Origin of the sequence: Salegentibacter maritimus (assembly GCF_016236975.1) — a bacterium.
GTDB lineage: Bacteria > Bacteroidota > Bacteroidia > Flavobacteriales > Flavobacteriaceae > Salegentibacter > Salegentibacter maritimus.
On sequence record NZ_JAEHNY010000003.1, the window covers coordinates 226,459 to 253,173 of the forward strand.

Here is a 26,715-nt window from a genome sequence, read left to right on the forward strand (position 1 = left end):
CTTTATTAGGTTAATCAGGACAAAATTAAATCTGGAACGTTCTCCGAAATAATCTTGTGGAAATATGAACAAACAACTATTTACCAAGTTAGCATTCTATTTATTTATTGTAGGCGCGATTTTAGGTGCTGTAATATTTATAGTCGTAAAACATTCTAATACCACGCAATAAAATAAATGGATTAGAGGTGCTTTATTACTTTTATAGATATATTTTATTTATAGCTTTGGGAAAAATTTTGGTGAGTTTATATATTATTTTACTCATTAAGTTTAAGTCATTAAAAATAGCTAACTAAAAAAGTTAATGCTTATTTTTTTTAGATGCCCCCAACGAAAACTATGAACAGAAAGAAAATAACAATATCTATCTCGAAGGCAAACCTATTCGGTTTTTTGCTAATCTTTCCGGTAATATTAATCTATTTTCTTCCATACTATTTTTTACATTTTGAGGATACCACTATCCCCCACTTCAAAGAATCAGTGCGCACAGTAGGTTTTGAGTACGGCGCTTTCGGTATATTTTTAATCGTTATTGCTATTTCCTTAGTTGGCGTGGTTCTTCACGAAATTATCCACGGATTATGTTGGGGACTTTTTGCAAAAAATAGCTTTAAATCAATTAGCTTCGGGGTCGTTTGGAAAATGCTTACACCATACTGCCATGGTAAAGAGCCTTTACAGGTTAATCAATACATCTTTGGGGCAATTATGCCTGGGATAATATTGGGTCTTTTACCAGCAATCTATGCCTTAATATGTGATAACTTTAGCATTTTACTATTTGGTATTTTTTTCACCTTTGCCGCTGCAGGTGATATCCTAATAGTCTATCTACTTCGAAAAGAAAAAATGGATAGTTTAGTACAGGATCATCCTTCTGAAATGGGTTGTTATATTTACCAAAAACAATAAATTTCCTATCCTAAATATGCAACATAGCAAAGATTTCTTAGAACGGGAAATTCAGAAATTGAGTTTATTATTAAATAGCCTATTAAACGAACTCAGCGGCATTAAACCGGAAGAACAAGACAAAACCTTGGAAGAAATTAATACTGCCCTAAAAGCAGAATTCAGAATTTCAATTAAAGATATTTCTAACTTAGACCAGGCAGAATTAATCACCAAGCTAAAGAAAATCCACCATACCAATCTTGATAAAATGGTAGAATTATACTATCTGATGATACAAAATTCAGAGGAAAGTAGATTTCAAAAGCTGCTATCTAAACCAAAAACTATAGATAATATTATTTTTCTCCTAGATTATGCGGAAAAACAGTCATCTATCTTTTCTTACGAAAGAATGAATTTAAAAACTGCGTTAAGAGAGCTTAAGGCATAATTCATCATAAATTAAAGCGAAGTCAAGTATTGAAACCTATAAATCACATTTCGGCTGCGCTAAGCAAGACAAACCGCGAAAAAAACAAAATTTGAATGTAATTGTTTACTAATCTCTAAATATAAAAATAGGCGTCCTGAACTTGCTTCAGAGCCTGTCCCGAATTCTTATCGGGGATCTAAGCAAGTTTTAAACAAAAAATACTTCTAATTCCCGCTCATAAACCAGATAAAGAAAATAATAGCAACAAGCACTACAAGTGCCGCAAGCAGCACAAAAACCCATTTTCCCACCTGTGGCTTTCTTCTTTCAGAATGTGACATCTGCTGAAATGTTTTACCTGTATAAGGATTATCTAAAAGGCCACTTCTTTTAATAATTTCGGTAGCTTTTGTTCTTTCGTCTTCCTCAACTTCTATTCGCATTCCATCATTCCCTAAACCGCCAATATTGGCCGCACTATCAATAGCTTCTCCATAAGTTCTATAAGTTACTCCTTCCTCATCAAAAAGATTTTTGAGGATAGAAAGCTCGTGCCGACTGGAAGTACGAAAAACAACTATATAACTCATAATTGGAAACTTAAAGCTTTACCTAAAGATACAAAAAAACCCCTTCCAAAGCTCGGAAGGGGTTTCAATATACTCTAAAAGTCTTTTTTGCCTTTGTGAAGGCTTCAAAACTCTATGCTTCAAACGGTTCTACAGAAACGTAAGATTTATTGTCTTTTTTCTTAGTGAATTTCACAAGTCCGTCAACTTTAGCGTGTAAAGTATGATCTTTTCCTGCGTATACGTTTTCACCTGGGTTATGTGCAGTTCCTCTTTGTCTAACAATGATGTTTCCTGCCACGGCAGCCTGACCACCAAAAATCTTTACACCTAAGCGTTTTGATTCTGACTCTCTACCGTTCTTAGAACTACCGACTCCTTTTTTGTGTGCCATTTTACTTTAGTTTTAAGTAGATTAATAGTTAACTTAAAGCTTCAATTAATTCAGCTTTCTTCATAGAAGAATAGCCTTCAAGACCTTTCTCCTTAGCCATCTCTTTCAATTCAGCTACGGTGTACTGACTTAAATCTTCCGATTTCTTATCAGATTTGGTTTCTTTAGGTGCTTCCTCTTTTTTAGCTGAAGCAGCTTTTTTTCCACCTTTTACATCGATGCTTTCAATTACGATCTCGGTTAAAGCCTGGCGATGACCGTTTTTCTTCTTGTAACCTTTACGTCTTTTCTTTTTGAAAACAATAACTTTGTCTCCTTTAAGGTGACGTGTGATTTTTGCTCCTACAAGAGCACCATCTATAGCCGGGGCGCCTAGATTTATGTTGTCTCCGTCTCCGGTAAGAAGAACTTTGTCAAAAGAAACGCTATCTCCTTCTTCTCCGCTTAGACGGTTAACAAACACCTTTTGGTCTTTCGCAACTTTAAATTGCTGCCCTGCTATCTCTACAATTGCATACATAGTGTTATGATTAATTAATTTATGCTATATTTCGCTTGGCTTTTAACAAGCGGGTGCAAATATACTTCTAAATAATTAATTCACAAAGCCTAAAAAGATTTAATAGGTATGCTGTTGGCCTTCTTTGGTATTCCAGGAATCTTTAAACAACTGCATATAAGCTAAGGTAAGCACCAGGCTGGTTGCAAAGCCCATTACTGCTACCACAAATAAGACGATTCCTATATCTGTTCCATAATCTGTACGCCACATATTTATAAGGTTACCAAGAAAATCTGGATTTAACTCTGTAGCATAAAAAGCAAAGAAAACAGTAAAAACAATAGTAGCGTTAAATCCGGTAAGGAGGCTTGCCATAAAGCCTTTCTGATACTTAAACTTTGTACCTTTATCGTCTCTGTAGGCCTTTAATGCCAACCACATCCCCAACGCCATTATCACGCCGTTAAATAAACTCAATAAAGGATAGATGTGTGCATTGAAAACCGATAATATCAAAAAATAAGCAATTAACCCTACTGAAATTAAAAGCCCGTATTTAATTGGAATACTAAAATTTTTCATAGCTATTGTAGATGTTTTTATTTATAAATTTCGAAAAAATATATCGGTTATTAACTTAATAGCTTGTTAATTTTGACACTTTTCGCACAAAATTTATATTTTTCTCATTATTCTCTATTTTTATTGTAACAATTCACCATCTTTAAACACTAACCAAACGCATTAATAAAAACCTATTCAAAAATGATTAAAAATTTAAAAATGGCTGCCATTGCACTAGCTTGTAGTGCAGCAGGAATTGCCCAGGAGGTAGAATTTACCGAATACAACCTCGATAACGGATTAGAGGTTATTTTACACCAGGATAACACTGCCCCGGTAGTTACAGTGGGAGTAATGTATCACGTTGGCGCAAAAGATGAAGAAGAAGGCCGCTCTGGTTTCGCCCATTTTTTCGAACACCTTTTATTTGAAGGCACCAAAAACATTGAACGTGGTAAATGGTTTGATATTGTGGCCGCAAATGGGGGCAGCAACAATGCAAACACCACACAAGACCGCACGTACTATTATGAAACTTTCCCCTCTAATAACCTTGAACTGGGTTTATGGATGGAATCTGAAAGAATGCTGCATCCCGTTATCAACGAAATTGGTGTAGAAACCCAAAATGAAGTGGTAAAAGAAGAAAAGCGTTCACGTATTGATAATGCCCCTTACGGAAAAATAATATACTCTACCGGTATTAACAAATATGTGTTTAACAAGCATCCTTACAAAAACTCCATTATTGGCACTATGGAAGATCTGGATGCCGCTGAACTTGAAGAATTCAAAGCTTTTTTCGATAAATATTACGGCCCAAATAATGCCACTTTAGTTGTAGCAGGCGATATAAAAATTAATGAAACCAAAAAGATGATCGAAAAGTATTTTGCTGAAATCCCCAAAGGGAATGAAGTAGAAAGAGTTTCGGTTAAAGAAGAGCCTATTACTGAAACTATTACTGCTACCGAATATGATAGCAATATTCAAATTCCGGCAAAGTTATTTGTTTACCGCACCCCTTCCATGAAAAACAGAGACGCCTATGTGCTAGACATGATTTCCTCTATTCTTACCGATGGAAGAAGCTCTAGAATGTATAAGAAAATGGTAGACGAAGACAAAACCGCCTTACAGGTTTTAGCCTTCCCAAGATCTCAGGAAGATTATGGAACCTATGTGATGGGCGCACTTGCTTTAGGAGAAACTCCGCTAGATACTTTAGCTGCTTCCATGGATGAAGAAATTGATAAACTTCAAAATGAACTCATCTCTGAAAAAGAATACCAAAAACTTCAGAACAAATTCGAGAACCGCTTTGTAAACTCCAATAGCAGTATATCGGGTATTGCTTCTTCATTGGCAACTTACAATGTTCTTTATGGAAACACCGATCTAATTAATGAAGAGATTGAAATCTACAGGGATATTACCAGAGAAGACATCAAAAGAGTAGCCAACCAATACCTTAACGAAAATCAACGTCTAGAATTAGACTACCTTCCAGAAAGCGAAAAAGAATAACATAAAAAATAAATAGAATGAAATTTAATATACTCACATTATTTATCGCCTGTTTTTTGACCACCACGGCAATAGCACAGGTAGACCGTTCTAAACAACCCGAACCGGGACCGGCACCAAAGATTAATCTAGGGCAACCAGATGAATTTGTATTACAAAACGGGCTAAAAGTTTTGGTAGTTGAAAACAATAAACTACCACGTGTTTCTGCATCCCTGATTATAGATAATAAACCTCACGCCGAAGAAAAACCGGCCACCTCATCTTTAGTTTCTGCCTTAATGGGAACGGGTACCCAAAACATATCTAAAGACGATTTTAACGAAGAAATAGACTTTTTGGGAGCCAGTATAAGTTTAGGGGCTGAAAATGCTTCTGCACGTTCACTTTCTAAATTTTTCCCAAGGGTTATGGAGCTTATGGCCGAAGGGGCTTTAAGGCCAAAATTTACCCAGGAAGAGTTTGAAGCCGAAAAAACCAAACAAATCGAAAGTCTAAAGTCTATCAACAAAGATGTAGGTTCTATCGCCAGCCGGGTTAGTGCAGCCTTAGCTTATGGAGCTAACCACCCTTACGGTGAATTTGCTACCGTAGAAAATACTGAAAAAGTAAGCCTGGAAGATATCGAAAATTTCTACAACACTTACTTTAAACCCGGTAACGCATATCTGGTTGTAGTTGGAGATATAAAAACTTCTGAAGTTAAAAAACTTGCCGAGAAAAATTTTGGAGACTGGGAAGCCGGAACTCCAAATGAACAGGAATTACCAAAGGTAGCTAATGTAGCCAATACACAAATCAACCTGGTAGATATGCCCAATGCGGTACAAAGCGAACTAAGGCTTCAAAACACCATAGATTTAAAAATGGCAGATGAAGATTACTTCCCGGTATTGGTGGCAAACCAAATTCTAGGAGGTAGTTTTGGAAGTTACCTAAATATGAACCTTCGGGAAGACAAAGGCTACACCTATGGTGCAAGAACAAGTACCGGAGCCGATAAATATGCCTCTAGATTTGTTGCACAGGCAAGTGTTAGAAACGCAGTAACCGATAGTGCTATTGTAGAATCTTTAAAGGAAATAAAAAGAATTAAGACCGAACCGGTAGACGCTAAAATTTTAGAAAACGCTAAAAGCAAATTTGCAGGAGACTTCGTTTTAAGACTAGAAAGACCTTCTACTATCGCCAATTATGCACTTAACATTAAAACCAACGATCTTTCAGATGATTTTTATGAAACTTTTTTAGAAAATATAAATGCAGTTACCGCCGAAGACATTCAACGGGTAGCCAACAAATATTATCAAACCGACAATATGAGAATTGTTGTGGCAGGTAAAGCTTCAGAAATTGCTGAAAATCTTGAAAAAGTTGAATTTAACGGGAAAACAATTCCGGTTAAATACTACAACAAACTTGGCGAAGAAGTTGAAAAACCACAAACTAAAGAAGTTGATGCATCGGTAACGGTAGAAAAAATTTATGCAGACTATATTGAAGCAATTGGGGGACGTGATGCTGTGGAAGATGTAGAAAGTGTAGTTATGAAAGCCGAAGCCAGTGTACAGGGAATGGCTCTAAACCTAAGTCTAAAAAGAACTATGGATGGTAAATTAAACCAGGAAGTTTCTGTTGGCGGTAACGTAATGAGCAAACAGATTTTTGATGGTGAAGCTGGATTTGTAATGGCGCAGGGTCAAAAAATCCCTTACAATGAAGATCAAATTAAAACTGCTAAATTAGATGCTAATCCATTTCCAGAACTAAAGGTTGGAGACGCAACTCTAGAAGGAATTGAAACTGTTGAAGGTAAAGATGCTTACGTTGTTGCACTTAGCGACAACTACAAAGCTTACTACAACGTAGAAAGTGGTTTAAAAATGCAAACTGTACAAACGGTATCACAAGCAGGGCAAACCATGACCATTCCTACAGGATATAGCGATTACCAGGAAGTTAAAGGAGTGAAATTCCCTTTTAAAATGACTCAGGCTGCAGGCCCACAAACATTTGAATTTGATGTTGCCGAAATCCTTGTTAACGAAGGAGTTTCAGCTGAAGATTTTGAAGAATAGTGATTTTTGTTAATGTTAGAGGGAACCGGCCAGCGATGGTCGGTTCTTTTTTTTTTCTAAAACTATATTTCATGAGATTTGAAACCGAAAAACATCTTTTACCGCCTTATTTTAAGATTATCTCTTTTGCAATTACTGCCCTGGCATTAATTTCTGCGATAATAAGCTTTAATGAAAAACTGAACCTAGACCCAAATATTTTCCTGCCACTTGGGAAATACTTATTCTTGTTAGCGCTCGTATTTTTTTCATTCTCGAGAGAAAAAAATGAAGAAAAAATTTTTAATCAACTTAGGTTAAAATGTCTAATTTCAGCAATAATTTTCCCTAATATCTTCTTCCTTTTTAATACTTTTATGGAGTTACCCGAATCGGTTAAGCATCGTGAATTTATGTCTGCCTTCGAGGTTTTATTGATCTTTCATATCTACTATCTGGTTTCCTTTTATTATTATAAAAACAAATAAACCAAATGACATTAAAAATTTAAATTAAGTTGCCTGTTTTCTAAACTTAGAGAACACTTTTTTAGATCGGTTTACAATAAACACTCCTATCAAGATTACAAAAGCTGAAAATAATTGCCAGACACTAAAAACTTCGCCGTCTAAAATCCCCCAACCTAAAGCAACCACTGGTATCGTATAAGTAACGGAAGTGGTGAATACCGGATCTGATATTTGCACCAGTTTATTAAAAATTATCATAGCGACCCCAGTTCCAATCACCCCCAAAACAGCAACATAACCTATAGATTGCTGTAAAACATCATTAGATAGCTCACGTTCAAAGAATCCAGAATAATATAAAATTAACAAACCAGGCAATAGTAAAACGCCAAAACTTCCCGCTGCGATTGCCAGCGGACTAATATCACTCATATGGTTCTTCAAAATATTAACATTCATAGCATAGCAAGATGCTGCCACAATAACCAAAAGTGAATAAAGGTAATTTTGGTCTGGGTTGATACTGGCACCACTTAAAATTAAGCCTGCCGTACCTAGAAGCCCCACTACAACTCCTAAAATTTTATTCTGATTGAATGCTGCCTTAAAAAATAAAGCCCCAAAAATAAGTGTCATTAAAGGAGTGGCTGCATTTAAAATTGAAGCAATAGCACTATCTATTTCGGTCTCTGCAAAAGAAAAGAGATAAACCGGAAAGAAATTTCCCAGTATACCCGATATCAGCACCCATTTCCACTGTCTTTTTCTAATGTTTAGCATTGATTTAAAACCAATAAGCAAAAGAAAAACCGCCGCAAAAATTATTCTAAAAGAACCTACTTCCAGGGCCGATAAACCAACAAGTCCCTTTTTAATAAGAATAAAGGAACTTCCCCAAACAAGAGAAAGTATAACCAGGTAAATCCATTTCAATTTTTCCAAAGGCATATTTCCAAATTTTTAAAGCTGCAAAAATCGGTATTACTTTAGAGCTAAAAAGAAATTCAACAACTAATTTTAAAATGATTTTAATGCAAAACCCGGCACAAAATTATATGCAGTTTTCTACATCTCTAGTACAATCTTTTATAGCAATTTAGCTAAATTGGGAAACAAACGGATTTTCAAAGAAGTACAAGAAGCTAAAACCAAAAAAAGCTCTTCGGAAAGAATTAATTAGAATTTGAAGTTAAATTTTCCCAACGGAAAGTTTCAATAATATGTTTCATATCTTCTTTTAAGTAATCTGCAGCGGGAATAATAGAATCGTAATTGGGTTTAGCCCTAAAATAGGCCGAAGCGGTTACAAAATGATTTACACTATCGGTAAGATAAAATTGAGCCTGGGAAGCCGCATCTCCGGAAACCTCATAAAACATCCCATAAACATCCCGAAGCTTATTTGTATAAACATCTCCTTCAATAGCATCAGCTTTGATAGTATGCTGCAAAGGAAGTTTCTGAGCATCTGCTAACAAAGAATCCAGATTATTATTTATTCGCTGATAAGTTATAAATATAGTACCGTTAAGCTCTTTATACTCCAGGTCTACCCAACAAGGAATATTGTTTCGGGAGTCTTTGATTTTCGCCAGGGTATTAATTTCAAAATTATAGGGACAGTTAAGTTGTGCAGCCCCGTATTTTGCCTCGGGATAATTTAGCGATAAAAAGGCACGAGGTTTTGGTGTTGTTGCATCTTCACCGCAAGCGGCAAACAACAAAAGCAACAAGAAAAACCCACAATATTTCATAGCCTCAAATATTTTAAACTTCTACCGGTGAGATATTTACTTTTATTTGTTTTAGCCGTTTGTTATCTAAAACCTCTACTGTAAAACTATAGTTCAAAAAGTAGATAACATCATTCTTTTTCGGAAAACCTCCTGAAGTCTCCAATAAAAAACCGGCAAGGGTATCTGCTTCCCCTTTCCTCTCTTCAAAAGCCACCGGATCCTCAATTTTCACAATGCGGTAAAAATCCTTTAACGGGGTTTTCCCTTCAAAAACATAGGTGTTTTCATCTAATTTAGAGTACACCAGGTCTTCATCATCAAATTCATCGCTAATATCACCAACAATTTCTTCAATAATATCTTCCAGGGAAATCAAGCCACTGGTCCCACCATACTCGTCTACTACAATTGCCAGGTGATTCTTTTTAGTTTTAAAATCGTTAAGTAAATCATCTAACTTTTTATTCTCGGGAACAAAATAAGGCTCCCGTAACAAGCCTGTCCACTCAAAGTCCTTTTTATCGATAAATGGCAATAAATCTTTAACATATAAAATACCTATTACATTATCTATATTTTCCCGGTAAACCGGAATTCTAGAATACCCCCTATCTATAATTTCAGGAATAATTTCTTTATAAGCCTGACTCTCATTTAAGGCAAAGATGTCCATTCTTGGGCGCATTACCTGTTTGGTATCTGTATTTCCAAACGAAACAATGCCTTGTAATATTTTTTGCTCTTCCTGGGTGGTATCTTCTTCACTAGTAAGTTCTAAAGCCTGTGATAAATGGTCTACACTTATAAAAGCACGCTGCTTCCCAAGACGGTTGTGCATAAAAATTGTAACTGCTCTCATTGGGCTACTAAGAGGCGTAAATATGGTATCAAGAAAATTTAAGGGACGTGCCATAAAATTGGAAAACGCCACGTTATTACGACTTGCATATACCTTCGGTAAAATCTCACCAAATAAAAGAATGATGAAGGTAACTACCCCAACCTCAATAAGAAACTTAAAGTTAATACCGTAAAACACAGTATTCATCCCACCAAAAATTTCATCGGCAATATTATCAAATAGCAGCACCACCGCTATGTTAATAAAATTATTGGCCACCAGGATAGTAGCCAACAGCTTCTTGGGTTTATCTAATAAGTTTACCACAAGTTGCTGGGTTTTACTTCGCTTGCCGTCTTCGGTTATTACATCGGCAGGAGTTAGCGAAAAGAAAGCCACCTCTGCCCCAGAAATCAAGGCTGAACATAGTAAAAGCAGCAATAGCACCAAATAGCCTATTAGCTGCGTAAAATCAAAAGCGGCCCATAACAAAATCAAACTGGGAGGTTCTGAATCCAAATGATGAGGTTTTAATTAAACTTAGAAAGGCAAATCGTCTTCCTCTTCTTCCTTTGCCATAGATTGACCGGCAAAATTATCATTTTTAGGTGTGTTTTGTTGGTTTTGAGAAGGAGAATTTTGTTGTTGCATATTTCCGCCACCTTTGCTCTCTCCTTTTGGCGTTAAAAAGGTAAAATCTGTACATTGTATCTCTGTAGTATAACGATCATTTCCCTGGTCGTCCTGCCACTTTCGGGTTTTAATTCTACCCTCAATATATACCTTATCGCCTTTTTTAAGATATTTCTCGCAAATTTCTGCAGCCTTATTACGCACTACAATATTATGCCACTCGGTATTGGTAACACGTTCGTTAGTGGTACGGTTAGTATAGGTTTCGTTGGTAGCCAACGGAAATCGGCCTATTGCGCCACCCCCTTCAAAATAATGCATTTTCACGTCGTCTCCCGTATACCCAATTAGCATTACTTTGTTTAATGTACCTGTCATCTCAATTAATTATTTTTAGCCAAAAACAGCTCTTTAATTCACACCCTAAAATACTGAAAAATTTATTGCTATTTAAAGCCAAACCCCATAAAACTTTAAACAAATTATACAGAATAGGTCTCCAGCCCGGTTTCTTCAATGAAATTAGCAATTAAAACCGGAACGGGATAATTCTTAACCTGCTTTACAGGAATTCCCTCTCCACCTACTCTCTCAGCTTTCACCCACCAAAAATGCGTATAAATATGTTGATGTGAAAGCCTATGCACCACGGGTTTTTTATTATGCAACTGCAAAGACATCTTTTGTTCTCCCAAAATCTCCTTTAAATTTTCTTCGGAAAGGAAAGCCTTATCGCTTACCGGCTTCTCAGTTTCAATTAATGGAAACTCGTATAAACCGTTCCAAATTCCTTTCCCGGTTCTTTGCTGAAGCAAGGTTTTATTTTCTTCAGAATACACTACTAAATAATTAAAGTAGCGTTTTTTAATTTTAGTTTTCTTCAACTTAACCGGCAAATCCTTAATTTTATCCTTTTTCAAGGCCAGACAGGCCAAATTTAAAGGACAAGTCTCACAAAGCGGATTTTGCGGTTTGCATTGTAATGCACCAAATTCCATGATGGCCTGGTTAAAAGTAGCAGGGTCTTCTTTATCCAGAAGTTCTTCAGCCAAAGCCCTGAACTCTTTAATACCTGATGTAGAATTTATAGGTGTATCTACATCAAAAAAGCGAGATAAAACCCTGTAAACATTTCCATCCACTACCGCTACAGGTTCATTATAGCTAATAGAAGCAACCGCAGCCGCAGTATAATCTCCAACCCCTTTTAACTTTTTAAGTTCTTTATAAGAGCCCGGAAAAACACCATTTAGTTCATCGGCTACATATTTAGCACTTTCATGTAGATTTCTTGCGCGCGAATAATAGCCCAGCCCCTGCCATAATTTTAACACCTGCTCCTGCTTAGCTTTAGCTAGGTCAAAAACACTTGGAAAAGCATTTATAAAACGTAAATAATAGGGCAAACCTTGCGCTATTCTGGTTTGTTGAAGCATAATTTCGCTTAACCAAATACGATAAGGATCGCTGGTTTTGCGCCAGGGCAGTTCGCGTTTATTCCTCAAATACCAATTAATCAAGACTTTAGAAAAAACCATATACAAAATAGACTTGATGCAATATTAAAAGTTTATTCCGTTATTATTTAATGAATTAGGCTTGAAATATTGCAGATTTAATTCTTATATTTGCGCCCTTGAAAAATATAGAAATCCCAATTTATAATATTAAATAGTACGAAAATGACGAAAGCAGATATTGTAGCAAACATTTCAGAAAAATTAGGAATGGAAAAAGGTGATGTCCAGGCTACTATTGAAACCTTCATGGATGAGGTTAAAACTTCATTAGAAAGTGGAGATAACGTATATTTAAGAGGATTTGGAAGCTTTGTTGTAAAAACAAGAGCCGAAAAAACCGGAAGAAATATCTCTAAGAACACAACAATTAAAATTCCCGCACACAACATTCCGGCCTTTAAACCGGCTAAAATTTTTGTAGAAGGAGTAAAAACTAACGTAGAAGTTAAGTAAATTGAAACTCTAAAATAGTTTCGCTATAAAATAATTTATTAATTAAAAAGGAACACTATGCCAAGTGGTAAAAAAAGAAAAAGACATAAGGTAGCTACGCACAAGCGTAAAAAAAGAAACAGAGCTAACCGCCACAAGAAAAAGTAGTTTTCATACTACTTTTTTTGTTTAAAACGTTCATTGAAATTGAAACCTAGCTTATTAATTCACAAGCTTAGGGTTTCTTCAGGATTAAAACCCTGTGATAAAATAATGTTTAATCCATCTGTAACTGCTTAGGCAGCTATAGATATAAATCTAATAGAGTGTGGACAAAGAATTAATTATTAGGTCCGAATCCTCTGCTGTAGATTTTGCCTTACTGAAAGATGGAAAACTTATTGAACTCAACAAAGATGAAGACGGCAACAAATTTAATGTTGGCGATATTTTTATCGCTAAAATTAGGAAGGCCGTACCCGGGTTAAATGCCGCATTTGTAAATGTTGGCTACGAGAAAGATGGTTTTTTACACTATCATGATCTCGGCCCCCAGGTTTCTTCTATGCTTAAGTTCATAAAACGTGTAAGCACAGGTAAATTAAAAGATTATTCCTTAAAGAATTTTACATTCGAAAAGGATATTGACAAAGACGGGGTAATTACCGACGTCTTAAAGTCAAATCAGTCGTTACTGGTTCAGGTTGTTAAAGAACCTATTTCTACCAAAGGCCCAAGAATAAGCTCAGAGCTTTCTATTGCGGGTCGTTATATTGTATTGGTCCCCTTTTCTAATCGCATTTCGGTTTCACAAAAAATTGAAAGCAAAGAAGAAAAAGACCGGTTAAAAAGATTGGTAAAAAGCATTAAGCCCAAAGGTTTTGGGATTATTGTTAGAACCGTAGCCGAAGGCAAAAAAGTAGCAGAACTGGACAGAGACCTTCAAAATTTAATGGGTCGCTGGACAGGAATGTGCAAAAAGATGTATAAGCCACATCATCCCTCTAAAGTATTAGGAGAATTAAACAGGGCTTCTTCCCTGTTAAGAGACATTTTTAACGACTCTTTTACTTCTATTACCGTAGATGATGAGACGCTTTATACTCAAATTAAAGACTATGTGGGCGAAATCGCCCCAAGCAAAGAATCGATTGTTAAATTATATCAATCTAATGTTCCAATTTTTGAAAAATACGGTATCGAAAGACAAATAAAAACTTCATTTGGGCGCACCGTCTCTATGAGCAAAGGCGCCTACCTGGTAATAGAACACACCGAAGCTATGCACGTAATAGACGTAAATAGTGGGAACCGTTCCAACAAATCCAGAAACCAGGAAGATACCGCATTAGAGGTGAATATGATTAGCGCCACAGAAATAGCCCGGCAATTGCGTTTACGTGATATGGGGGGTATCATCGTGGTAGACTTTATAGACATGGGCAAAGCCGAAAACCGCAAAACCCTGTTTGATCACCTTAGAAACGAAATGAGTGACGATCGTGCAAAACATAAGATTTTGCCCCCGAGTAAATTTGGGTTGATACAAATTACAAGACAACGCGTAAGGCCGGAAATGAATATTAAAACCCGTGAGGAAAATCCCAACGGTACTGGTGAAATTGAAGCACCAATTCTTTTAATAAACAAAATTAAAACCGACCTGGAAAAACTCATTAAGAAAGATCACAAAAAGATCACTTTGAGTGCGCACCCATTTATTGCAGCCTTTTTAACCAAAGGCTTTCCATCTCCCCGCTCGCAATGGTTTTTAGACCATAAACGATGGGTGAAAATTTTACCAAGAGACGCTTACACGTATATGGAATATCATTTTCACGATAGAGAAGGAAATGAGATCCTTTAATCTTAAAAACGCCTTTCGAAAATTCGGAAGGCGTTTTTTTATGCTTAATCCTGAAAATTCAAATTTGATTCCACTACTATTAATTTTTACTTTTATAGCCTTAAATTTGATTCTTTAATTTTAAATTTTGAAAACATCCCAGGAGTCATACACAATTAAAGAAGCAACCATTAAACTGATGCAGTTTTGTGCTTACCGCGATCGTTCCCATAAAGAAGTTGAGGAAAAACTAAATAAAATGAATATGATCCCCGCTGCGCAAGAGCAAATTATTATACAGTTAATGCAGGAAGATTTTTTAAATGAAGAACGTTTTGCCCGTAGTTTTGTAAGAGGAAAATTCAGAATTAAAAAATGGGGGAAAATTAAAATTAAACAGGAATTGAAATTCAGGGAAATTTCTTCGCCCATCATTAAAATAGCACTCACCGAAATAGAACAGGAAAAATATAACGCTACTTTATACGAACTGGCCAAAAAAAAACTTGATTTACTTAAAGAACCAGATTCTTTTAAAAAAAAGCGAAAATTAGCCGATTTTCTGCTTCGCAAAGGCTATGAGAGCAATCTGGTTTATGAAGTGGTAAATGAGCTCTTAGAGTAGCTCTTATAGACCTCACTAGTATAGAAAACTGTAAGGTTTGCAGGTATTTTAAATCTTATTCCTTTTATGGGTTCGTTTTATAGCTTGCTCATTTTTATAATCTATCCACTTCTGGCCTCTTAGCTTGCGCATATAGTTATCAAAATTACGCATAAACACCAGATTATAAACCGCTTTAGAAAAATTGGCAAGCCTTCTGGGCGTAGCCCTTAAACTCATAGAAAAACCGGGCGTTACATAAGTCATTTGGTGCCAATAACCTTCGGGCATATACAAAGCCTCTCCGTGATTCAATTCGGTTACATAGCCTTTGGCCTTTTTTAAAACCGGGAATTTCTTAAAATCAGGATTATTAAAATCGATGTCTTCACGGGAGATAAGTGCGTGCGGAACCTTATACAAATATTTTCCCTCTGAAGGAGGATAAATTATACATCGTTTTTTTCCGTGGAAATGAAAATGAAGAATATTGGCAAAATCGATGTCGTAATGCATAAACACCTTAGAGTTCTCACCACCAAAAAACAATGTGGGCAACTGTTTTATAAATCGAATTCCGAGATCGGGAAATTTAAAGTCGTTTTGCAAAACCGGCACTTCTTTTAATAAATGATAAAGAAAAATACGGTAATTGGTTGGCCCAGATTTAAGCAGCTCTATATAATTTGCCATCTTCATCTCTGTATGTGGCTCGTTGAATTTTTGTTTTGAATTAATAGGCCTGTCATCATACAACGGAACCACTTTTTCGCCCGCAACCTCGCTTATATAATCTAAATCCCACTTTTGCACAGCAGGCCAATCATCTACTAGATGCTCTATAACCACGGGCTTTTGCGGACGTACATAATTTTCTAAAAAGTCTTTTTTAGAAATAGTTTTAAGCCTGGGTATGGCTTCCAGGTGTAAACTCTCTTCCTTCTCCATCATTCAATTCCGGCACTTCTGTGCGTATTTTCAATCGCTTTTTTATTCTTGTAATCTATCCAATCCTGCCCCTTTATCTTACGCATTAAATTATCGTAATTTCGGGTAATAAGCAAATTTCTAAGCACCTCGGCAATACGTCCCGGCTTTTGAGGCAATGACCGCAGCGTCATAGATAAACTTGCAGTTTCATACTTAATATAATGCCACCATTTACTGGGAATATACAAGGCTTCTCCATGTTGTAAAGTAGCCTCAAAACCCTTTGCTTTGGCCAAAGCCGGATATTTTTCAAAATCTGGGGCATCCATATTTATAATTTCCATACTCACAATAGAGTGCGGAACGTGATATAAAAACTTAGTTTCAGAAGGAGGATATAGAATCACCCTTTTTTCGCCTACAAAATTGAAATGAAAATTATTGGCAAGATCCATATCATAATGCATCACCACACTACTGCCTTCGCCTCCCACAAATAAAACAGGCAACTTTTTAAAGAATTTCACCCCAAGATCTGGATATTGAAAATCATCAATTAACTCCGGACAATTCTGCAACAGGTTAAAGAAAAACATCCTAAGATCTGTTGGGCCTTTTTCAAGAACATCTATGTATTCGCGCATAGGGACTTTCATAGCCGGGCCATGGGAGTTTTGCCGGCCTTTTGCCGGTTTACCATCATAAAGCGGCACTACAACATCCCCGGCTTTATCCCTAAAATAATCAAAATCCCACTTTTTTGTTGCCGGCCAGTTAGATGAAAGTGCTTCAAAAACAACCGGTTTTTCGGGTATAAAATAGTCTTTCAAAAATTCTTCTTTTGAAAGGTTTTTAACCCGCGGTATGTCTTGCAGATTCAATCTCAAAGTTGAATAATGTTTTAAGCCTTGGCCTTAGACTTTTGTTGGGCTTCTACATTGCGCTCAATAGTATGCCCGGGCCTTGACCATTTTGGTTTTTCACCTAAATTCTGATATTTAGATTCTTCAGCTGAAACACTTTTAGGCTGCTCCTTTTTCTCAAATGCTTTCTGAGGGTTCAAACCTAAAGATTTAAACAGTTCCATATCTTCATTTACATCGGGATTTGGCGTGGTAAGCAATTTATCTCCGGCAAAGATCGAGTTTGCCCCTGCAAAGAAACACATGGCCTGCCCTTCCCTACTCATTTGGGTTCTTCCTGCCGAAAGTCTCACCTGGGTTTCAGGCATTACAATCCTTGCAGTAGCAACCATTCGCACCATTTCCCAAATAGAAACGGGCTCCTGCTCTTCCATAGGGGTTCCCTCAACGGGCACCAAAGCGTTAATCGGTACAGATTCCGGCTGCGGACTTAAAGTTGAAAGAGCTACCAGCATTCCTGCCCTGTCGTCTACACTTTCCCCCATTCCTATAATTCCACCACTACAAACCGTAACGTTAGTTTTTCTAACATTCCCAATGGTATCTAACCTATCCTGGTAGCCACGGGTAGAAATCACTTCTTTATAATATTCTTCTGAAGAGTCCAGATTGTGATTGTAAGCATACAAACCGGCTTCAGCAAGACGCTGCGCCTGGTTTTCGGTAATCATTCCCAGGGTACAGCACACTTCCATATCCAGTTTATTTATAGTTCTTACCATCTCTAAAACCGAATCGAATTCTTCACCATCCTTTACGTTTCTCCAGGCAGCCCCCATACAAACCCGGGAACTTCCAGACTCCTTAGCACGCAAGGCCTGGGCTTTTACCTGGTTCACGCTCATAAGGTCGTTTCCTTCTACATTGGTATGATACCTGGCAGCCTGTGGGCAGTATCCACAATCTTCGGGGCAACCGCCGGTTTTTATAGAAAGTAAAGTTGAAACCTGAACCGTATTGGGGTCATGGTTTTTTCTATGTACAGTAGCCGCTTCATAAAGCAGCTCCATTAATGGTTTATTGTATATTTCTAGAATTTCTTCTTTTGTCCAGTTATGTCTTGTGGCCATAAAAATAGATTTGATTCAAAAATAAATAAAACTGCGCTTTAATATAGCTTCAGTATAGAAAGATTTCTAAATATATTACTTTCTACTTATTAAAACGGAAACTGCGTTTCCGCCAAAACCAACGGCATTCACTAAAATATTTTCCAGACGTGCCGGTGTCTTGCTAATTTCAGAAAAAGGAACTTCAATAAATTCCTGATGTTGAAGCATTAAAGCTGCAAGTTCTATATTAAGAATTCCTGATGCAGCAAATGTATGCCCCAGCTTCCATTTATTACTGGTTATTGCGGGCGTATTTTCACCAAAAAGGGCTTTTATAGCATTTACTTCTGAAAGGTCTCCTTTTATGGTTCCCGGCGCATGCATCACCACCGCATCAATCTTTGAAAAATCTTTTTCCCCAATGGCCATTTTCATGGCTCTTTGTAAAGATTCTCCGTTTTCAGAAATTGAAACACTATGCTTTAAAGTTTCTGTGGCATAGCCAATACCCGTAATTTTAGCGATGGCATTTTCAGAATTTTCCTTTTGAAGTGCCAAAATTCCCGAAGCCTCCCCAAGAATCATGGAATTTCGCTTTTTCCCCATATCCAGGGCACGGCATGGGAAATCGAGATCTTCTGAAGCATAAATTTTCATCGCTTTCATTTGGGCAATTGTAAACGCTGTTAAAGCAGCTTCACTCCCACCGGCCAGAAATTTATTCACAAAACCCGCTTGCATCCAGGCAATGGCATTTACCACCGCATGTAACCCTGTTGAACAGGTAACGCTATGTGAAAATGCAGCCCCCTTCGTTTGAAGATCTTGCGAAACCCAGGAAGAAATATTTCCTAAAGTAGTAGAAGGGGAAGCTTGTGTAGCCGCTTTTCCGGTCTCTAAAAATTCCTGATGGTATTTTTCAAATAATCCGGTAGCACCACGGGAACTACCAATATTCACACCAATGTCCTTCTCATCTTTCCAACCTGCTTCTTTAATAGCTTTTCTAGCCGAATAGATAGCAAACAAAACCGAGTCGTCCAGCTTTTTATAATTAAGTTCCTGGCCACGAAGCGATTTTATAGCTTCTTGTACTTGTTCCGGTAAAAAAGCCGCAAAAGCTTCGGTTTTTTCAAATTGATGCTTGTTAATAAAATGTTTTGGCTTTTTATAGTTCTCCCAAATTTCTGCCCTGGATTGACCTAGAGCAGAAACAGAACTTAATGAAGATATATATACGGGTGATTTCAAAAGAAAATAATTTTTCAGCAAAAATACAGTCTGCAGCACCAATCACTAAATGTTTCAGTACAAAATATTAATTGCAATCAAAAAACTACTTCGGGATATTACACCCTTTGGCAGTGCCAATAAATTTTGAAACATCATTTTAAAGCCCCACAAACTTAAATTATTCTTTAAATGGTATTCAACAACTTTTCAATAACCTGATAGATTTTATCCAATTCGGGTTGCGATATGGTAAAAGGCGCCAAAATATAAATGGTATTTCCAAGCGGTCTTAAAAAGACACCATTATCCATAAAATGCTTAAAAAGTTGATCTCTTAGACTACCATAACGCTCCATTTTCACATTTAAATCAAAGGCATAGATCACGCCTAGTTGACGACGATTGGTCACCCTGGGATGACCTTTTATTTTTTCATCAAAACTTTGGTGAGATTTAATAACCGATTTAATTTTTTGTTGAATTTCTTCGGAAACCAATAATTCTATTCCGGCAATGGCAGCAGCACAAGCCGGTGGATTTGCAGAATAGGTGTGCCCATGAAATAGGCCTTTTGAAATATCATTATCATAAAAAGCATCGTAGATTTTTTGCGAACAGGTGGTTAGCCCCATAGGCAGCAAACCGGCGGTTAATGCTTTAGACAGGCACATTACATCTGGTTTATTCTGCAAATAATCTGAAGCGAAATTTTTTCCGGTTTTTCCAAAGCCGGTCATCACCTCATCGGCTACACAAACAACATCATGCTCTTTGCAAATTTTCAGGATTTCATCTAGGCCTGCAGCGTCGTGCATTTTCATTGCTGCAGCTCCCTGCACCAAAGGTTCATAGATAAAACCTGCAATATTGTTTTCAGAAATAAGGTTTTTGAGTTTCGAAATTACTTCAGTATTATTTTCTCCCGTTGGCACCGGAATTCGCAAAACCTCAATAAAATGCTCTTCAAAGGCACCATTATACACCGAAAGCCCGGAAACAGACATAGCGCCAAAAGTGTCGCCATGAAAACCTTCTTCAAAAGCCAGCATCACATTGCGATTGTTACCCTGGTTATGATGGTATTGCAAAGCCATTTTAATTCCAATTTCGGTGGCAGTAGAACCATTATCATTAAAAAACAGTTTCTGCTGATTGCCCGGCAAAATCTTAATAAGTTCTTCTGAAAGCTTTACTGCGGGCTCGTGGGTAAATCCGCTAAATACTACCTGATCCAGGTTTTGCATTTGCTCTGCAACCTTTGCGGTAATATATTCATTGCAATGTCCATACATGGCGGTATACCAGGAAGCAATTCCATCTATAAATTCGCTTCCATCTTCAGCATAAAGTATACTTCCTTTTGCTTTTACTATTGGCAGCGCTTTAGGGGAAATTTTGTGTTGGGTTAAAGGATGCCAAAGGTGTTTTTGATCTCGGGTAACTAAATTCATTTTATATATTCTCAGGAGGTTGTCTGGAAAAGTTTTTTAAATCGTCTTTCTGAATTTATTTCAGAATCTAAGTTGTGGTATTTAGAACTTTTTAGAAGCTGAAGCAAGCCCGCCAGAAAGGACGGGAAGGTTCAGGTTGACAAAATTAGACTTTTTAAACAACCTCTACTTTTAATTTATTTCAATTTCTCTCTAAATATCTCAGCGTATTCTTTAATCACATTTTGATCGAAATAGGGTTCCTGTTCTATTCTTCCAAGAATGTTTACACCACTCATTTTCTCAATAATAGATTCGGTGGTTTTATTTTCTTCACCAGAGAATATAATTCCGAAACAGTGCAAGCCTCGCGATTTTAAAGCTTCTATAGTTAACAAAGTATGATTAATACTCCCTAAGTAATGGCGGGAAACCAGGATGATACGATCTCCGGGCAGGATTAAATCGGCTATCGTCTCTTTATCACTAATAGGTACCAATAGACCTCCGGCACCTTCAATCACAAGATTGTTTTTCGTTTCAGGCCGGGTAATATTTTCAGCATTAATTTTCACCCCATCAATTTCTGCCGCTGCGTGGGGGCTCATCGGTGTTTTTAACGCAAAGCTATTTTTATGAAAAACGGTTTTAGCATTAGAAACTAATTTTTGTACTTTATGGCTATCTGAATTATCAAGATCTCCCGCCTGGATAGGCTTCCAGTAATCTGCCTCTAATGCTTCGGTTAAAATTGCCGAAACCAGGGTCTTTCCAACTTCGGTGCCAATACCGGTAACAAAATAAGTATGTTTCATTATTTATAAATTCAATCTCTAATAAGGAATTCTTCTATACTCAATAAGGTTTGGTATAAAACTAATTTTATATCAATTTTCTTGTTCGTTTAAGCTGAAATTTTCTTCACAGTTTTCGCAGTGATAATCGTATTTATAGTGAATGGGCAGTGCGAAGGTGAGAAATGAAAATAAAAAAGCCAAGAAAGAACGCACATCTTTAATATGCGTATAAACTTTTACAAGAGCACTCTCACATTTTGGGCAAATCACAGGCCTCCCTTCATCATCCAAAGAGTAACTTTCTATCTCCTTTAAAATTGCCCGGGCGCGCTCCTCATCTTCAGTATAAACATTTAATTTTATGCCGCCAACAGCCTGACTCACCAAAGGATCTGTATCTATAAGGACCTGGTCTACCAAAAACACCTGTATTCCTTCAGATTGTAGCTTTCCTTTTACAATTTGTGCTTCAGACGAGTATTGAAACCTGGCAATATTTACAAAAGTATTCATGTCTTTAAATAGTTTATCATAAAATGAGAATCAAGCACCGCCATATAATTAATCCTGTTACAGCGAATTTCAGGATTCAATATCATACTGGTGATATCAGTAATTTAGCGAGTATTTTTAAAACCCGGTTAATTTCCTCTTCCGAATTAAAAGCATGAATGCAAAATCTTAATCTTTCTTTATCTTTTGGTACGGTTGGAGAGAGTATAGGTTTTACATCAAAACCTTCTTTATTGATGTTTTGGGCTACATATTGCACCTGGTCATTTCCTGGGATTATACAACTTTGAATAGCCGATTTACTTTCAAGAAAAGCACTCTCCAAATTATTTTTTACTACTTGTTCTCTAAAATAATGAATATTGTTCTTTAAGCTTTGTATTTGTGAAATTCCACGATAAAGCTCACGGTAAACCACCAGAATAGTCGCCACCGAATGTGGTGGTAAGGCTGTGGTATAGATAAAACTTCTTGAAAAATTAATCAGGTAATCCTTTAGGCTCTTACTTCCTAAAATTACAGCTCCGTGACAACCGGGAGCTTTGCCAAATGTGTTTATGCGGGCAAAAACTTTATGTTGAATTCCAAGCTCCTGAACCAAACCCTGCCCTTTTTTACCAAAAATACCGCTAGCGTGGGCTTCATCTACTATTAAAAAAGCATTGAATTTTTCTGCAATTTTAGCAAGCTCTTCCAAAGGTGCCATATCACCATCCATTGAAAAAACAGATTCTGTAACAATATATATTGCTGCCCCCTCCTGCTTATCTATCTTTAAGAGCCTATTTTGAAGGCTTTCTATACTGTTATGTTGAAACTTATAGGCCTTGGCATGGCTAATTGCAATACCATCTCTAATGGAAGCATGTGCAAGCTCGTCGTAAAAAATAAAGTCTCCACGCTGTGGAACCGAAGCAAAAAAGCCAAGATTAGCATCATAGCCAGAATTAAAAACTAATGCTGCATCAGTTTGATGAAATTCTGCCAAAAGGTTTTCGGTTAACGCATACAACTTATGGTTACCGGAAAGCAACCTGGAACCGGTGGCTCCATTATATAGAATATTATGTTGCTTTAAGACGTCATGGGCCTTATGGTAAATTTTGTCGGAAGAAGCCAACCCAAGATAATCATTAGAAGAAAAATCTATAAGGGATGATGATGAGTTAAGAACTCTAAAAGCCCTTTCCTGCTTTCTATTCTCTAAACTTTTAGCTAATTTTAAAGGTAATTCCTGCATTTTGCAAAACTACAACTTTAACCAACTAATAAATATGGAACTGGCAGAATTTAGCATAAGCATTGGTCTGGCAGCCATAGCCGGACTATTTATAGGTATAGAAAGAGAATTTTCTGGGAAAAGCGCAGGATTAAAAACAAACGCCCTTGTGGCACTTGGAGCTTGTGTTTTTATATTGGTTTCGCTAGAATTTAAAGGCGATGAATTTGTAGACACCTCCAGGGTTTTGGGACAGGTAGTTACAGGAATTGGTTTTATTGGTGCCGGCACCATACTTCAGCATGGTAAAAATGTAAAAGGCTTAACTACTGCGGCTACCATTTGGTGTAGTGCCGGTGCGGGAGCACTTGCAGCATTACAAATGTATACCGAACTTTTAGTTGTATGCATAACAATAGTGGCCATAAACCTTCTTTTTGGTTTTATTGAGCGCAAGTTAATGGCAAAGAAAAGAACACAAAAGGAAAATAAAAGCTAAAAGAATACACCGCAATAGCCTTAAAGGCTTCTTAAACTATAGAGTTCCTGTTTTAAATAGCCTATTGCGAAGCCTCATCATCCATTTTAGAATGATCTACGTTATCTTCAGGGCTATCGTCTGTTTCACTCTTTAAAACATAGGAGTTTTTCTGATATTTCCCACGAAGATCGTCCATAATAGAACCTTTCCACAATTTAACCCCCATAAAATAAGAAGCCCGTCCAATTAAATGTGCACTAACCGGTGCAGTTAAGAACACAAAAAGAATAATCACCAAAGCTCTGGAAGTAGTAGAAAGGTCGTTAAAGAAAACTGCTGTTCCCACTAAAATTAAACCCACTCCCAGGGTTGCGGCCTTAGTATTCACCGAAATTCGCATGTAAGTATCGGGCATTCTTATAAGTCCGATTGCCGAAAGCAAAACGAACAAGGTTCCTAAAGTAACTAAAATTACAATTATTACTGAACTCATTTCTTTCTATTTCTTTTTTCAAGGTAATAAGAAAAAGCTACTGTACTTAAAAAAGCAATCAATGCAAGAATCATTGCGGTATCTAGAAAAGTAGATCTTCCGTGTATAATACTATACACACCAATAATTCCAATCCCGGTAGTGATTAAAACATCTAGAGCAATAATCTTATCGGCAATGCTTGGTCCCTTTATAAATCGGTAAACTATAAGCAATACCGAAAAGGCCAAAATTGGTAAAATTATATAATATAAATAATCGGTTAGCGTCATCTCAATATTTCCAAAATACGTTTTTCAAATCCATTTTTTATCCCATCGATAAATTCCTGCCTATCGGTTATATACATGCTATGTACATAAAGCACCTTTTTATCGTTAGATACATCAAGGCTTAGTGTACCGGGCGTAAGCGAGATCATATTTGCCAGAAAAGTTATCCCAAGGTTGCTTTGTATGGTAAGAGGAACTTTAACAATTCCCGGTTTCATTCTAAAGTTTGGGGTAACCACTTCATAAGCTACCTGCAAATTTGCTTTAAACAGTTCCCATAAAAAATAGAAAAAGAAAGCAATAAGTTTAGGAAGAAGCATAAAATACCGTGCATCACTACTTCCTCGCGTAATAACCCACAGAATAAAGAAATTCACAAGGAATCCAAACAGGTAATTTTGAAAACTAAAATCTCCTGTAAGGGCTACCCATACAAAGGTGAGTAATAAGTTAGATACAAACCTGCTCTTCATTATTCGGATATTTGTGTGTTAAGTACCGCATCTATATAAAGTTGGTTATCTATCAATTCTGATGCAATTCTTGCTGCCAGGGTTTGAATATGTTCTGCACCAAAACCTACATACAAAGTCACCATACTTAAGAAAACAATAGGTACTATTATTTGAATCCTTTTTATTTTTTTAATCTTGTGGTAATACCTAAACTTAGGTTTAACCGGTATTTCCTGTGCATCTTTCCAGAAAACTTCGGCCCAAAGCTTTGCTATTACCACCAAGGTAATAAAACTTGCAAAGATAATGGCTGCCAAGCTCCAATAACTTCCTGTATCAAAACTAGCGGTAATCAACGATATTTTAGGCCAAAAACCAGATAAAGGTGGGATTCCAACCAATGAGAACAATGGGATAAACATCAACAAACTCAACTTAGGATATTGGGCATAAAACCCGCCCAATGCACGTAAGCTATTAGAGCCTTTAATGCGATAAATCAACCCGCTAACCATAAATAAATTTGTCTTTACAAGAATATCGTGAACCAGGTAAAAAATTGCTCCGGCTATGGCTACTTCGGTAAACATTCCCAATCCAATAATCATATAACCAATATGGCAAATAATTAAGTATGAAAATACTTTCCTAATATTATTTTGAACCAGCGCGCCCAAAGCTCCACTAAAAAGTGTAAAAATAGCGAGCACCAGTAAGATTTGATCCAGGAACACATCTTCAACAAAAATCAGGGTAAAAACCCTAATTAAGGCATACACACCTACTTTAGTAAGCAAACCACCAAAAATGGCCGATACAGCCGAAGGCGGCGTATGATAAGAAGCCGGCAACCAAAAATACAGAGGAAAAACCGCCGATTTAATTCCGAAGCCAATTAAAAATAAAATAGCGGTAATCTCTACCAGGGCCCGGTTTTCAACTGCAGCTACTTTATTGGCAAGATCGGCCATGTTAAGGCTTCCGGTTAAACCATAAAGCACCGCAATGGCGGTTAAAAATATCATGGAGGCCAGGAAATTAAGTGTAAAATATTTTACAGCCCCTTCCAATTGAGCTTTTTCACCACCAATAGTTATTAACACAAAAGAGCTAATTATAATAATTTCAAACCAAACATACAGGTTAAAAATATCACCGGTTAAAAAAGCCCCGGTAAGTCCTAATAATAAGAAGTGAAATATGGGAAAATACCCAAATCTTAATCGGTCGCTAATTACAGAACCCGCTGAAAATATCGAAACCGCCAACCCGGCAATAGAAGTTAATAAAACCATGGTTATTGCAAAGGTATCGGCGATAAAGGTTATACCAAAAGGCGCCTCCCAACTACCTGCCTGCACGGTTTGAGTTCCATTGTTCCAAATATAGGCAAAGACACCTATGCTAACACCAAGGTGAACAATGCTACCAAGTATACTAATTACACGCTGCGCTCCAATTCTTTTCCAAAAAAACATCAGCAAAATAGCCAATAATAATTGCAGCAGTAAAGGATATAATATTAATTGTTGTGTCATGAATCTTCGTCTGTTGCGTTCATTTCGTCCAGATCATCGGTTTTAACCACCTTATGCGCTCTTTTCACAAGAATAATGGCAAAAGATTGTAAACCGAAACTAATTACGATAGCGGTTAATATTAATGCCTGTGGAACAGGATCTGCGTATGCCTCTAAAAACACTTTGGATTCTCCGGGGATAATTGGCGGTGCCCCTTCAGTAATTCTTCCAAGAAGAAATATAAGCAGGTTGGCCCCGTTTCCTAAGAGTATAATTCCAATAATGAGTTTCACCAAACTTCTGCGAAGCATCATATAAATACCCGCAGCATACAGAATCCCAATAATTATCGCTAAAAGAACTTCCATA

General features: G+C 36.9%; 30 protein-coding genes. 8 read left to right on the top strand and 22 right to left on the bottom strand.

The features are described 5' to 3' along the window. The first annotated feature begins 342 nt into the window (after positions 1 to 342). On the top strand, positions 343 to 918 hold the full coding sequence (locus I6U50_RS04655; protein WP_198638016.1) for a DUF3267 domain-containing protein: 576 nt from the start codon (positions 343 to 345) through the stop codon (positions 916 to 918). A 16-nt stretch (positions 919 to 934) separates the two neighbouring features. Then, the gene (locus I6U50_RS04660) at positions 935 to 1,351 is read left to right on the top strand and encodes a hypothetical protein (RefSeq protein WP_198638017.1); all 417 of its coding nucleotides are present in this window, start codon (positions 935 to 937) and stop codon (positions 1,349 to 1,351) included. 206 nt (positions 1,352 to 1,557) lie between these two features. Here the strand turns inward: I6U50_RS04660 and I6U50_RS04665 are convergent, their stop codons facing one another. The 4 genes from I6U50_RS04665 to I6U50_RS04680 form a co-directional block, all read right to left on the bottom strand. Further along, positions 1,558 to 1,923 carry a putative signal transducing protein gene (locus I6U50_RS04665; RefSeq protein WP_198638018.1) on the bottom strand — a complete coding sequence of 122 codons (366 nt, stop codon included), beginning with the start codon at positions 1,921 to 1,923 and terminating at the stop codon, positions 1,558 to 1,560. 112 nt (positions 1,924 to 2,035) lie between these two features. Beyond that, the gene (gene rpmA / locus I6U50_RS04670; RefSeq protein ID WP_193711431.1) at positions 2,036 to 2,296 is read right to left on the bottom strand and encodes a 50S ribosomal protein L27; all 261 of its coding nucleotides are present in this window, start codon (positions 2,294 to 2,296) and stop codon (positions 2,036 to 2,038) included. Positions 2,297 to 2,324: 28 nt separating this feature from the next. Further along, complete coding sequence (gene rplU, locus I6U50_RS04675) at positions 2,325 to 2,816, bottom strand: 50S ribosomal protein L21 (RefSeq protein WP_193711432.1); 492 nt, start codon at positions 2,814 to 2,816, stop codon at positions 2,325 to 2,327. A gap of 99 nt (positions 2,817 to 2,915) precedes the next feature. Further along, the gene (locus I6U50_RS04680) at positions 2,916 to 3,380 is read right to left on the bottom strand and encodes a DUF4199 domain-containing protein (protein WP_198638019.1); all 465 of its coding nucleotides are present in this window, start codon (positions 3,378 to 3,380) and stop codon (positions 2,916 to 2,918) included. Between the two features lie 183 nt (positions 3,381 to 3,563). Here I6U50_RS04680 and I6U50_RS04685 point away from each other — a divergent pair, with 183 nt between their 5' ends. Both I6U50_RS04685 and I6U50_RS04690 read left to right on the top strand, forming a co-directional pair. Then, positions 3,564 to 4,889 (top strand): M16 family metallopeptidase, encoded by a 1,326-nt coding sequence (locus tag I6U50_RS04685; RefSeq protein WP_232805878.1) that lies wholly within the window; start codon positions 3,564 to 3,566, stop codon positions 4,887 to 4,889. Positions 4,890 to 4,906: 17 nt separating this feature from the next. Beyond that, positions 4,907 to 6,967 (top strand): M16 family metallopeptidase, encoded by a 2,061-nt coding sequence (locus I6U50_RS04690; RefSeq protein WP_198638020.1) that lies wholly within the window; start codon positions 4,907 to 4,909, stop codon positions 6,965 to 6,967. 491 nt (positions 6,968 to 7,458) lie between these two features. On the opposite strand, the gene I6U50_RS04695 is transcribed toward I6U50_RS04690, so the two are convergent. From I6U50_RS04695 to mutY, 5 genes are all read right to left on the bottom strand, one after another. Beyond that, positions 7,459 to 8,364: a DMT family transporter gene (locus I6U50_RS04695; RefSeq protein WP_198638021.1), complete on the bottom strand. Its 906-nt coding sequence runs from the start codon at positions 8,362 to 8,364 to the stop codon at positions 7,459 to 7,461. 224 nt (positions 8,365 to 8,588) lie between these two features. Beyond that, the gene (gene gldD, locus I6U50_RS04700) at positions 8,589 to 9,170 is read right to left on the bottom strand and encodes a gliding motility lipoprotein GldD (protein WP_198638022.1); all 582 of its coding nucleotides are present in this window, start codon (positions 9,168 to 9,170) and stop codon (positions 8,589 to 8,591) included. Between the two features lie 13 nt (positions 9,171 to 9,183). Then, on the bottom strand, positions 9,184 to 10,512 hold the full coding sequence (locus tag I6U50_RS04705; protein ID WP_198628638.1) for a gliding motility-associated protein GldE: 1,329 nt from the start codon (positions 10,510 to 10,512) through the stop codon (positions 9,184 to 9,186). 21 nt (positions 10,513 to 10,533) lie between these two features. Next, positions 10,534 to 11,004: a single-stranded DNA-binding protein gene (locus I6U50_RS04710; protein WP_198638023.1), complete on the bottom strand. Its 471-nt coding sequence runs from the start codon at positions 11,002 to 11,004 to the stop codon at positions 10,534 to 10,536. A 104-nt stretch (positions 11,005 to 11,108) separates the two neighbouring features. Further along, positions 11,109 to 12,164, bottom strand: a complete 1,056-nt coding sequence (gene mutY / locus I6U50_RS04715; protein WP_198638024.1) for an A/G-specific adenine glycosylase — start codon at positions 12,162 to 12,164, stop codon at positions 11,109 to 11,111. A gap of 126 nt (positions 12,165 to 12,290) precedes the next feature. Here mutY and I6U50_RS04720 point away from each other — a divergent pair, with 126 nt between their 5' ends. The 3 genes from I6U50_RS04720 to I6U50_RS04730 all read left to right on the top strand — a co-directional run bounded on the left by I6U50_RS04720 (position 12,291) and on the right by I6U50_RS04730 (position 15,049). Further along, on the top strand, positions 12,291 to 12,599 hold the full coding sequence (locus I6U50_RS04720; RefSeq protein WP_255351554.1) for an HU family DNA-binding protein: 309 nt from the start codon (positions 12,291 to 12,293) through the stop codon (positions 12,597 to 12,599). Between the two features lie 307 nt (positions 12,600 to 12,906). Continuing rightward, positions 12,907 to 14,445 carry an Rne/Rng family ribonuclease gene (locus I6U50_RS04725; RefSeq protein WP_193711441.1) on the top strand — a complete coding sequence of 513 codons (1,539 nt, stop codon included), beginning with the start codon at positions 12,907 to 12,909 and terminating at the stop codon, positions 14,443 to 14,445. Positions 14,446 to 14,569: 124 nt separating this feature from the next. Beyond that, positions 14,570 to 15,049, top strand: a complete 480-nt coding sequence (locus I6U50_RS04730; protein WP_394370609.1) for a regulatory protein RecX — start codon at positions 14,570 to 14,572, stop codon at positions 15,047 to 15,049. Between the two features lie 48 nt (positions 15,050 to 15,097). Here I6U50_RS04730 and I6U50_RS04735 read toward each other — a convergent pair whose 3' ends face one another. The 8 genes from I6U50_RS04735 to I6U50_RS04770 form a co-directional block, all read right to left on the bottom strand. Next, positions 15,098 to 15,979, bottom strand: coding sequence for a cupin-like domain-containing protein (locus I6U50_RS04735; protein ID WP_198638025.1), 882 nt, complete (start codon positions 15,977 to 15,979; stop codon positions 15,098 to 15,100). Then, complete coding sequence (locus I6U50_RS04740; RefSeq protein ID WP_198638026.1) at positions 15,976 to 16,845, bottom strand: cupin-like domain-containing protein; 870 nt, start codon at positions 16,843 to 16,845, stop codon at positions 15,976 to 15,978. The genes I6U50_RS04735 and I6U50_RS04740 overlap by 4 nt, the downstream gene beginning before the upstream one ends. A gap of 14 nt (positions 16,846 to 16,859) precedes the next feature. Further along, a complete protein-coding gene (gene bioB / locus I6U50_RS04745) occupies positions 16,860 to 17,951 on the bottom strand; it encodes a biotin synthase BioB (RefSeq protein ID WP_198628643.1) in 1,092 nt (363 codons plus the stop codon). A gap of 75 nt (positions 17,952 to 18,026) precedes the next feature. Then, positions 18,027 to 19,184 (bottom strand): beta-ketoacyl synthase N-terminal-like domain-containing protein, encoded by a 1,158-nt coding sequence (locus tag I6U50_RS04750; protein ID WP_198638027.1) that lies wholly within the window; start codon positions 19,182 to 19,184, stop codon positions 18,027 to 18,029. A gap of 167 nt (positions 19,185 to 19,351) precedes the next feature. Next, positions 19,352 to 20,617 carry an adenosylmethionine--8-amino-7-oxononanoate transaminase gene (gene bioA, locus I6U50_RS04755; RefSeq protein WP_198638028.1) on the bottom strand — a complete coding sequence of 422 codons (1,266 nt, stop codon included), beginning with the start codon at positions 20,615 to 20,617 and terminating at the stop codon, positions 19,352 to 19,354. 176 nt (positions 20,618 to 20,793) lie between these two features. After that, positions 20,794 to 21,411 carry a dethiobiotin synthase gene (gene bioD, locus I6U50_RS04760; RefSeq protein ID WP_198638029.1) on the bottom strand — a complete coding sequence of 206 codons (618 nt, stop codon included), beginning with the start codon at positions 21,409 to 21,411 and terminating at the stop codon, positions 20,794 to 20,796. A 72-nt stretch (positions 21,412 to 21,483) separates the two neighbouring features. After that, complete coding sequence (locus I6U50_RS04765) at positions 21,484 to 21,906, bottom strand: putative signal transducing protein (protein ID WP_198638030.1); 423 nt, start codon at positions 21,904 to 21,906, stop codon at positions 21,484 to 21,486. An 82-nt stretch (positions 21,907 to 21,988) separates the two neighbouring features. Continuing rightward, a complete protein-coding gene (locus I6U50_RS04770; RefSeq protein WP_198638031.1) occupies positions 21,989 to 23,146 on the bottom strand; it encodes an aminotransferase class I/II-fold pyridoxal phosphate-dependent enzyme in 1,158 nt (385 codons plus the stop codon). A gap of 34 nt (positions 23,147 to 23,180) precedes the next feature. Here I6U50_RS04770 and I6U50_RS04775 point away from each other — a divergent pair, with 34 nt between their 5' ends. Beyond that, entirely contained in the window at positions 23,181 to 23,624 is a 444-nt protein-coding gene (locus I6U50_RS04775; protein ID WP_198638032.1) for an MgtC/SapB family protein, read from the top strand. A gap of 61 nt (positions 23,625 to 23,685) precedes the next feature. Here I6U50_RS04775 and mnhG read toward each other — a convergent pair whose 3' ends face one another. From mnhG to I6U50_RS04800, 5 genes are read right to left on the bottom strand one after another with little or no spacing between them, the layout of a single operon-like run. Beyond that, entirely contained in the window at positions 23,686 to 24,099 is a 414-nt protein-coding gene (mnhG, locus tag I6U50_RS04780; RefSeq protein ID WP_198638033.1) for a monovalent cation/H(+) antiporter subunit G, read from the bottom strand. Continuing rightward, positions 24,096 to 24,371: a cation:proton antiporter gene (locus tag I6U50_RS04785; protein WP_075325587.1), complete on the bottom strand. Its 276-nt coding sequence runs from the start codon at positions 24,369 to 24,371 to the stop codon at positions 24,096 to 24,098. Before I6U50_RS04785 ends, mnhG begins: the two co-directional genes overlap by 4 nt. Next, positions 24,368 to 24,844, bottom strand: a complete 477-nt coding sequence (locus tag I6U50_RS04790; protein WP_198638034.1) for a Na+/H+ antiporter subunit E — start codon at positions 24,842 to 24,844, stop codon at positions 24,368 to 24,370. The genes I6U50_RS04785 and I6U50_RS04790 overlap by 4 nt, the downstream gene beginning before the upstream one ends. Next, positions 24,844 to 26,364 carry a proton-conducting transporter transmembrane domain-containing protein gene (locus I6U50_RS04795; RefSeq protein WP_193711453.1) on the bottom strand — a complete coding sequence of 507 codons (1,521 nt, stop codon included), beginning with the start codon at positions 26,362 to 26,364 and terminating at the stop codon, positions 24,844 to 24,846. Before I6U50_RS04795 ends, I6U50_RS04790 begins: the two co-directional genes overlap by 1 nt. Beyond that, positions 26,361 to 26,714 (bottom strand): Na+/H+ antiporter subunit C, encoded by a 354-nt coding sequence (locus I6U50_RS04800; protein ID WP_079719904.1) that lies wholly within the window; start codon positions 26,712 to 26,714, stop codon positions 26,361 to 26,363. The genes I6U50_RS04795 and I6U50_RS04800 overlap by 4 nt, the downstream gene beginning before the upstream one ends. Position 26,715: the final 1 nt, after the last annotated feature.

Excerpts from the sequence above, each read along its gene's own strand:
- I6U50_RS04735 (WP_198638025.1), bottom strand. The coding sequence starts at position 15,979 with ATGATGGAGAAGGAAGAGAGTTTACACCTGGAAGCCATACCCAGGCTT.
- rplU (WP_193711432.1), bottom strand. The coding sequence starts at position 2,816 with ATGTATGCAATTGTAGAGATAGCAGGGCAGCAATTTAAAGTTGCGAAA.
- gldD (WP_198638022.1), bottom strand. The coding sequence starts at position 9,170 with ATGAAATATTGTGGGTTTTTCTTGTTGCTTTTGTTGTTTGCCGCTTGC.
- I6U50_RS04800 (WP_079719904.1), bottom strand. The coding sequence starts at position 26,714 with ATGGAAGTTCTTTTAGCGATAATTATTGGGATTCTGTATGCTGCGGGT.
- I6U50_RS04660 (WP_198638017.1), top strand. The coding sequence starts at position 935 with ATGCAACATAGCAAAGATTTCTTAGAACGGGAAATTCAGAAATTGAGT.
- rpmA (WP_193711431.1), bottom strand. The coding sequence starts at position 2,296 with ATGGCACACAAAAAAGGAGTCGGTAGTTCTAAGAACGGTAGAGAGTCA.
- I6U50_RS04770 (WP_198638031.1), bottom strand. The coding sequence starts at position 23,146 with ATGCAGGAATTACCTTTAAAATTAGCTAAAAGTTTAGAGAATAGAAAG.
- I6U50_RS04685 (WP_232805878.1), top strand. The coding sequence starts at position 3,564 with ATGATTAAAAATTTAAAAATGGCTGCCATTGCACTAGCTTGTAGTGCA.
- I6U50_RS04655 (WP_198638016.1), top strand. The coding sequence starts at position 343 with ATGAACAGAAAGAAAATAACAATATCTATCTCGAAGGCAAACCTATTC.
- bioA (WP_198638028.1), bottom strand. The coding sequence starts at position 20,617 with ATGAATTTAGTTACCCGAGATCAAAAACACCTTTGGCATCCTTTAACC.
- mutY (WP_198638024.1), bottom strand. The coding sequence starts at position 12,164 with ATGGTTTTTTCTAAAGTCTTGATTAATTGGTATTTGAGGAATAAACGC.
- I6U50_RS04695 (WP_198638021.1), bottom strand. The coding sequence starts at position 8,364 with ATGCCTTTGGAAAAATTGAAATGGATTTACCTGGTTATACTTTCTCTT.
- I6U50_RS04710 (WP_198638023.1), bottom strand. The coding sequence starts at position 11,004 with ATGACAGGTACATTAAACAAAGTAATGCTAATTGGGTATACGGGAGAC.
- I6U50_RS04785 (WP_075325587.1), bottom strand. The coding sequence starts at position 24,371 with ATGACGCTAACCGATTATTTATATTATATAATTTTACCAATTTTGGCC.
- I6U50_RS04790 (WP_198638034.1), bottom strand. The coding sequence starts at position 24,844 with ATGAAGAGCAGGTTTGTATCTAACTTATTACTCACCTTTGTATGGGTA.
- I6U50_RS04690 (WP_198638020.1), top strand. The coding sequence starts at position 4,907 with ATGAAATTTAATATACTCACATTATTTATCGCCTGTTTTTTGACCACC.
- I6U50_RS04795 (WP_193711453.1), bottom strand. The coding sequence starts at position 26,364 with ATGACACAACAATTAATATTATATCCTTTACTGCTGCAATTATTATTG.
- I6U50_RS04775 (WP_198638032.1), top strand. The coding sequence starts at position 23,181 with ATGGAACTGGCAGAATTTAGCATAAGCATTGGTCTGGCAGCCATAGCC.
- I6U50_RS04680 (WP_198638019.1), bottom strand. The coding sequence starts at position 3,380 with ATGAAAAATTTTAGTATTCCAATTAAATACGGGCTTTTAATTTCAGTA.
- I6U50_RS04665 (WP_198638018.1), bottom strand. The coding sequence starts at position 1,923 with ATGAGTTATATAGTTGTTTTTCGTACTTCCAGTCGGCACGAGCTTTCT.
- bioB (WP_198628643.1), bottom strand. The coding sequence starts at position 17,951 with ATGGCCACAAGACATAACTGGACAAAAGAAGAAATTCTAGAAATATAC.
- bioD (WP_198638029.1), bottom strand. The coding sequence starts at position 21,411 with ATGAAACATACTTATTTTGTTACCGGTATTGGCACCGAAGTTGGAAAG.
- I6U50_RS04765 (WP_198638030.1), bottom strand. The coding sequence starts at position 21,906 with ATGAATACTTTTGTAAATATTGCCAGGTTTCAATACTCGTCTGAAGCA.
- mnhG (WP_198638033.1), bottom strand. The coding sequence starts at position 24,099 with ATGAGTTCAGTAATAATTGTAATTTTAGTTACTTTAGGAACCTTGTTC.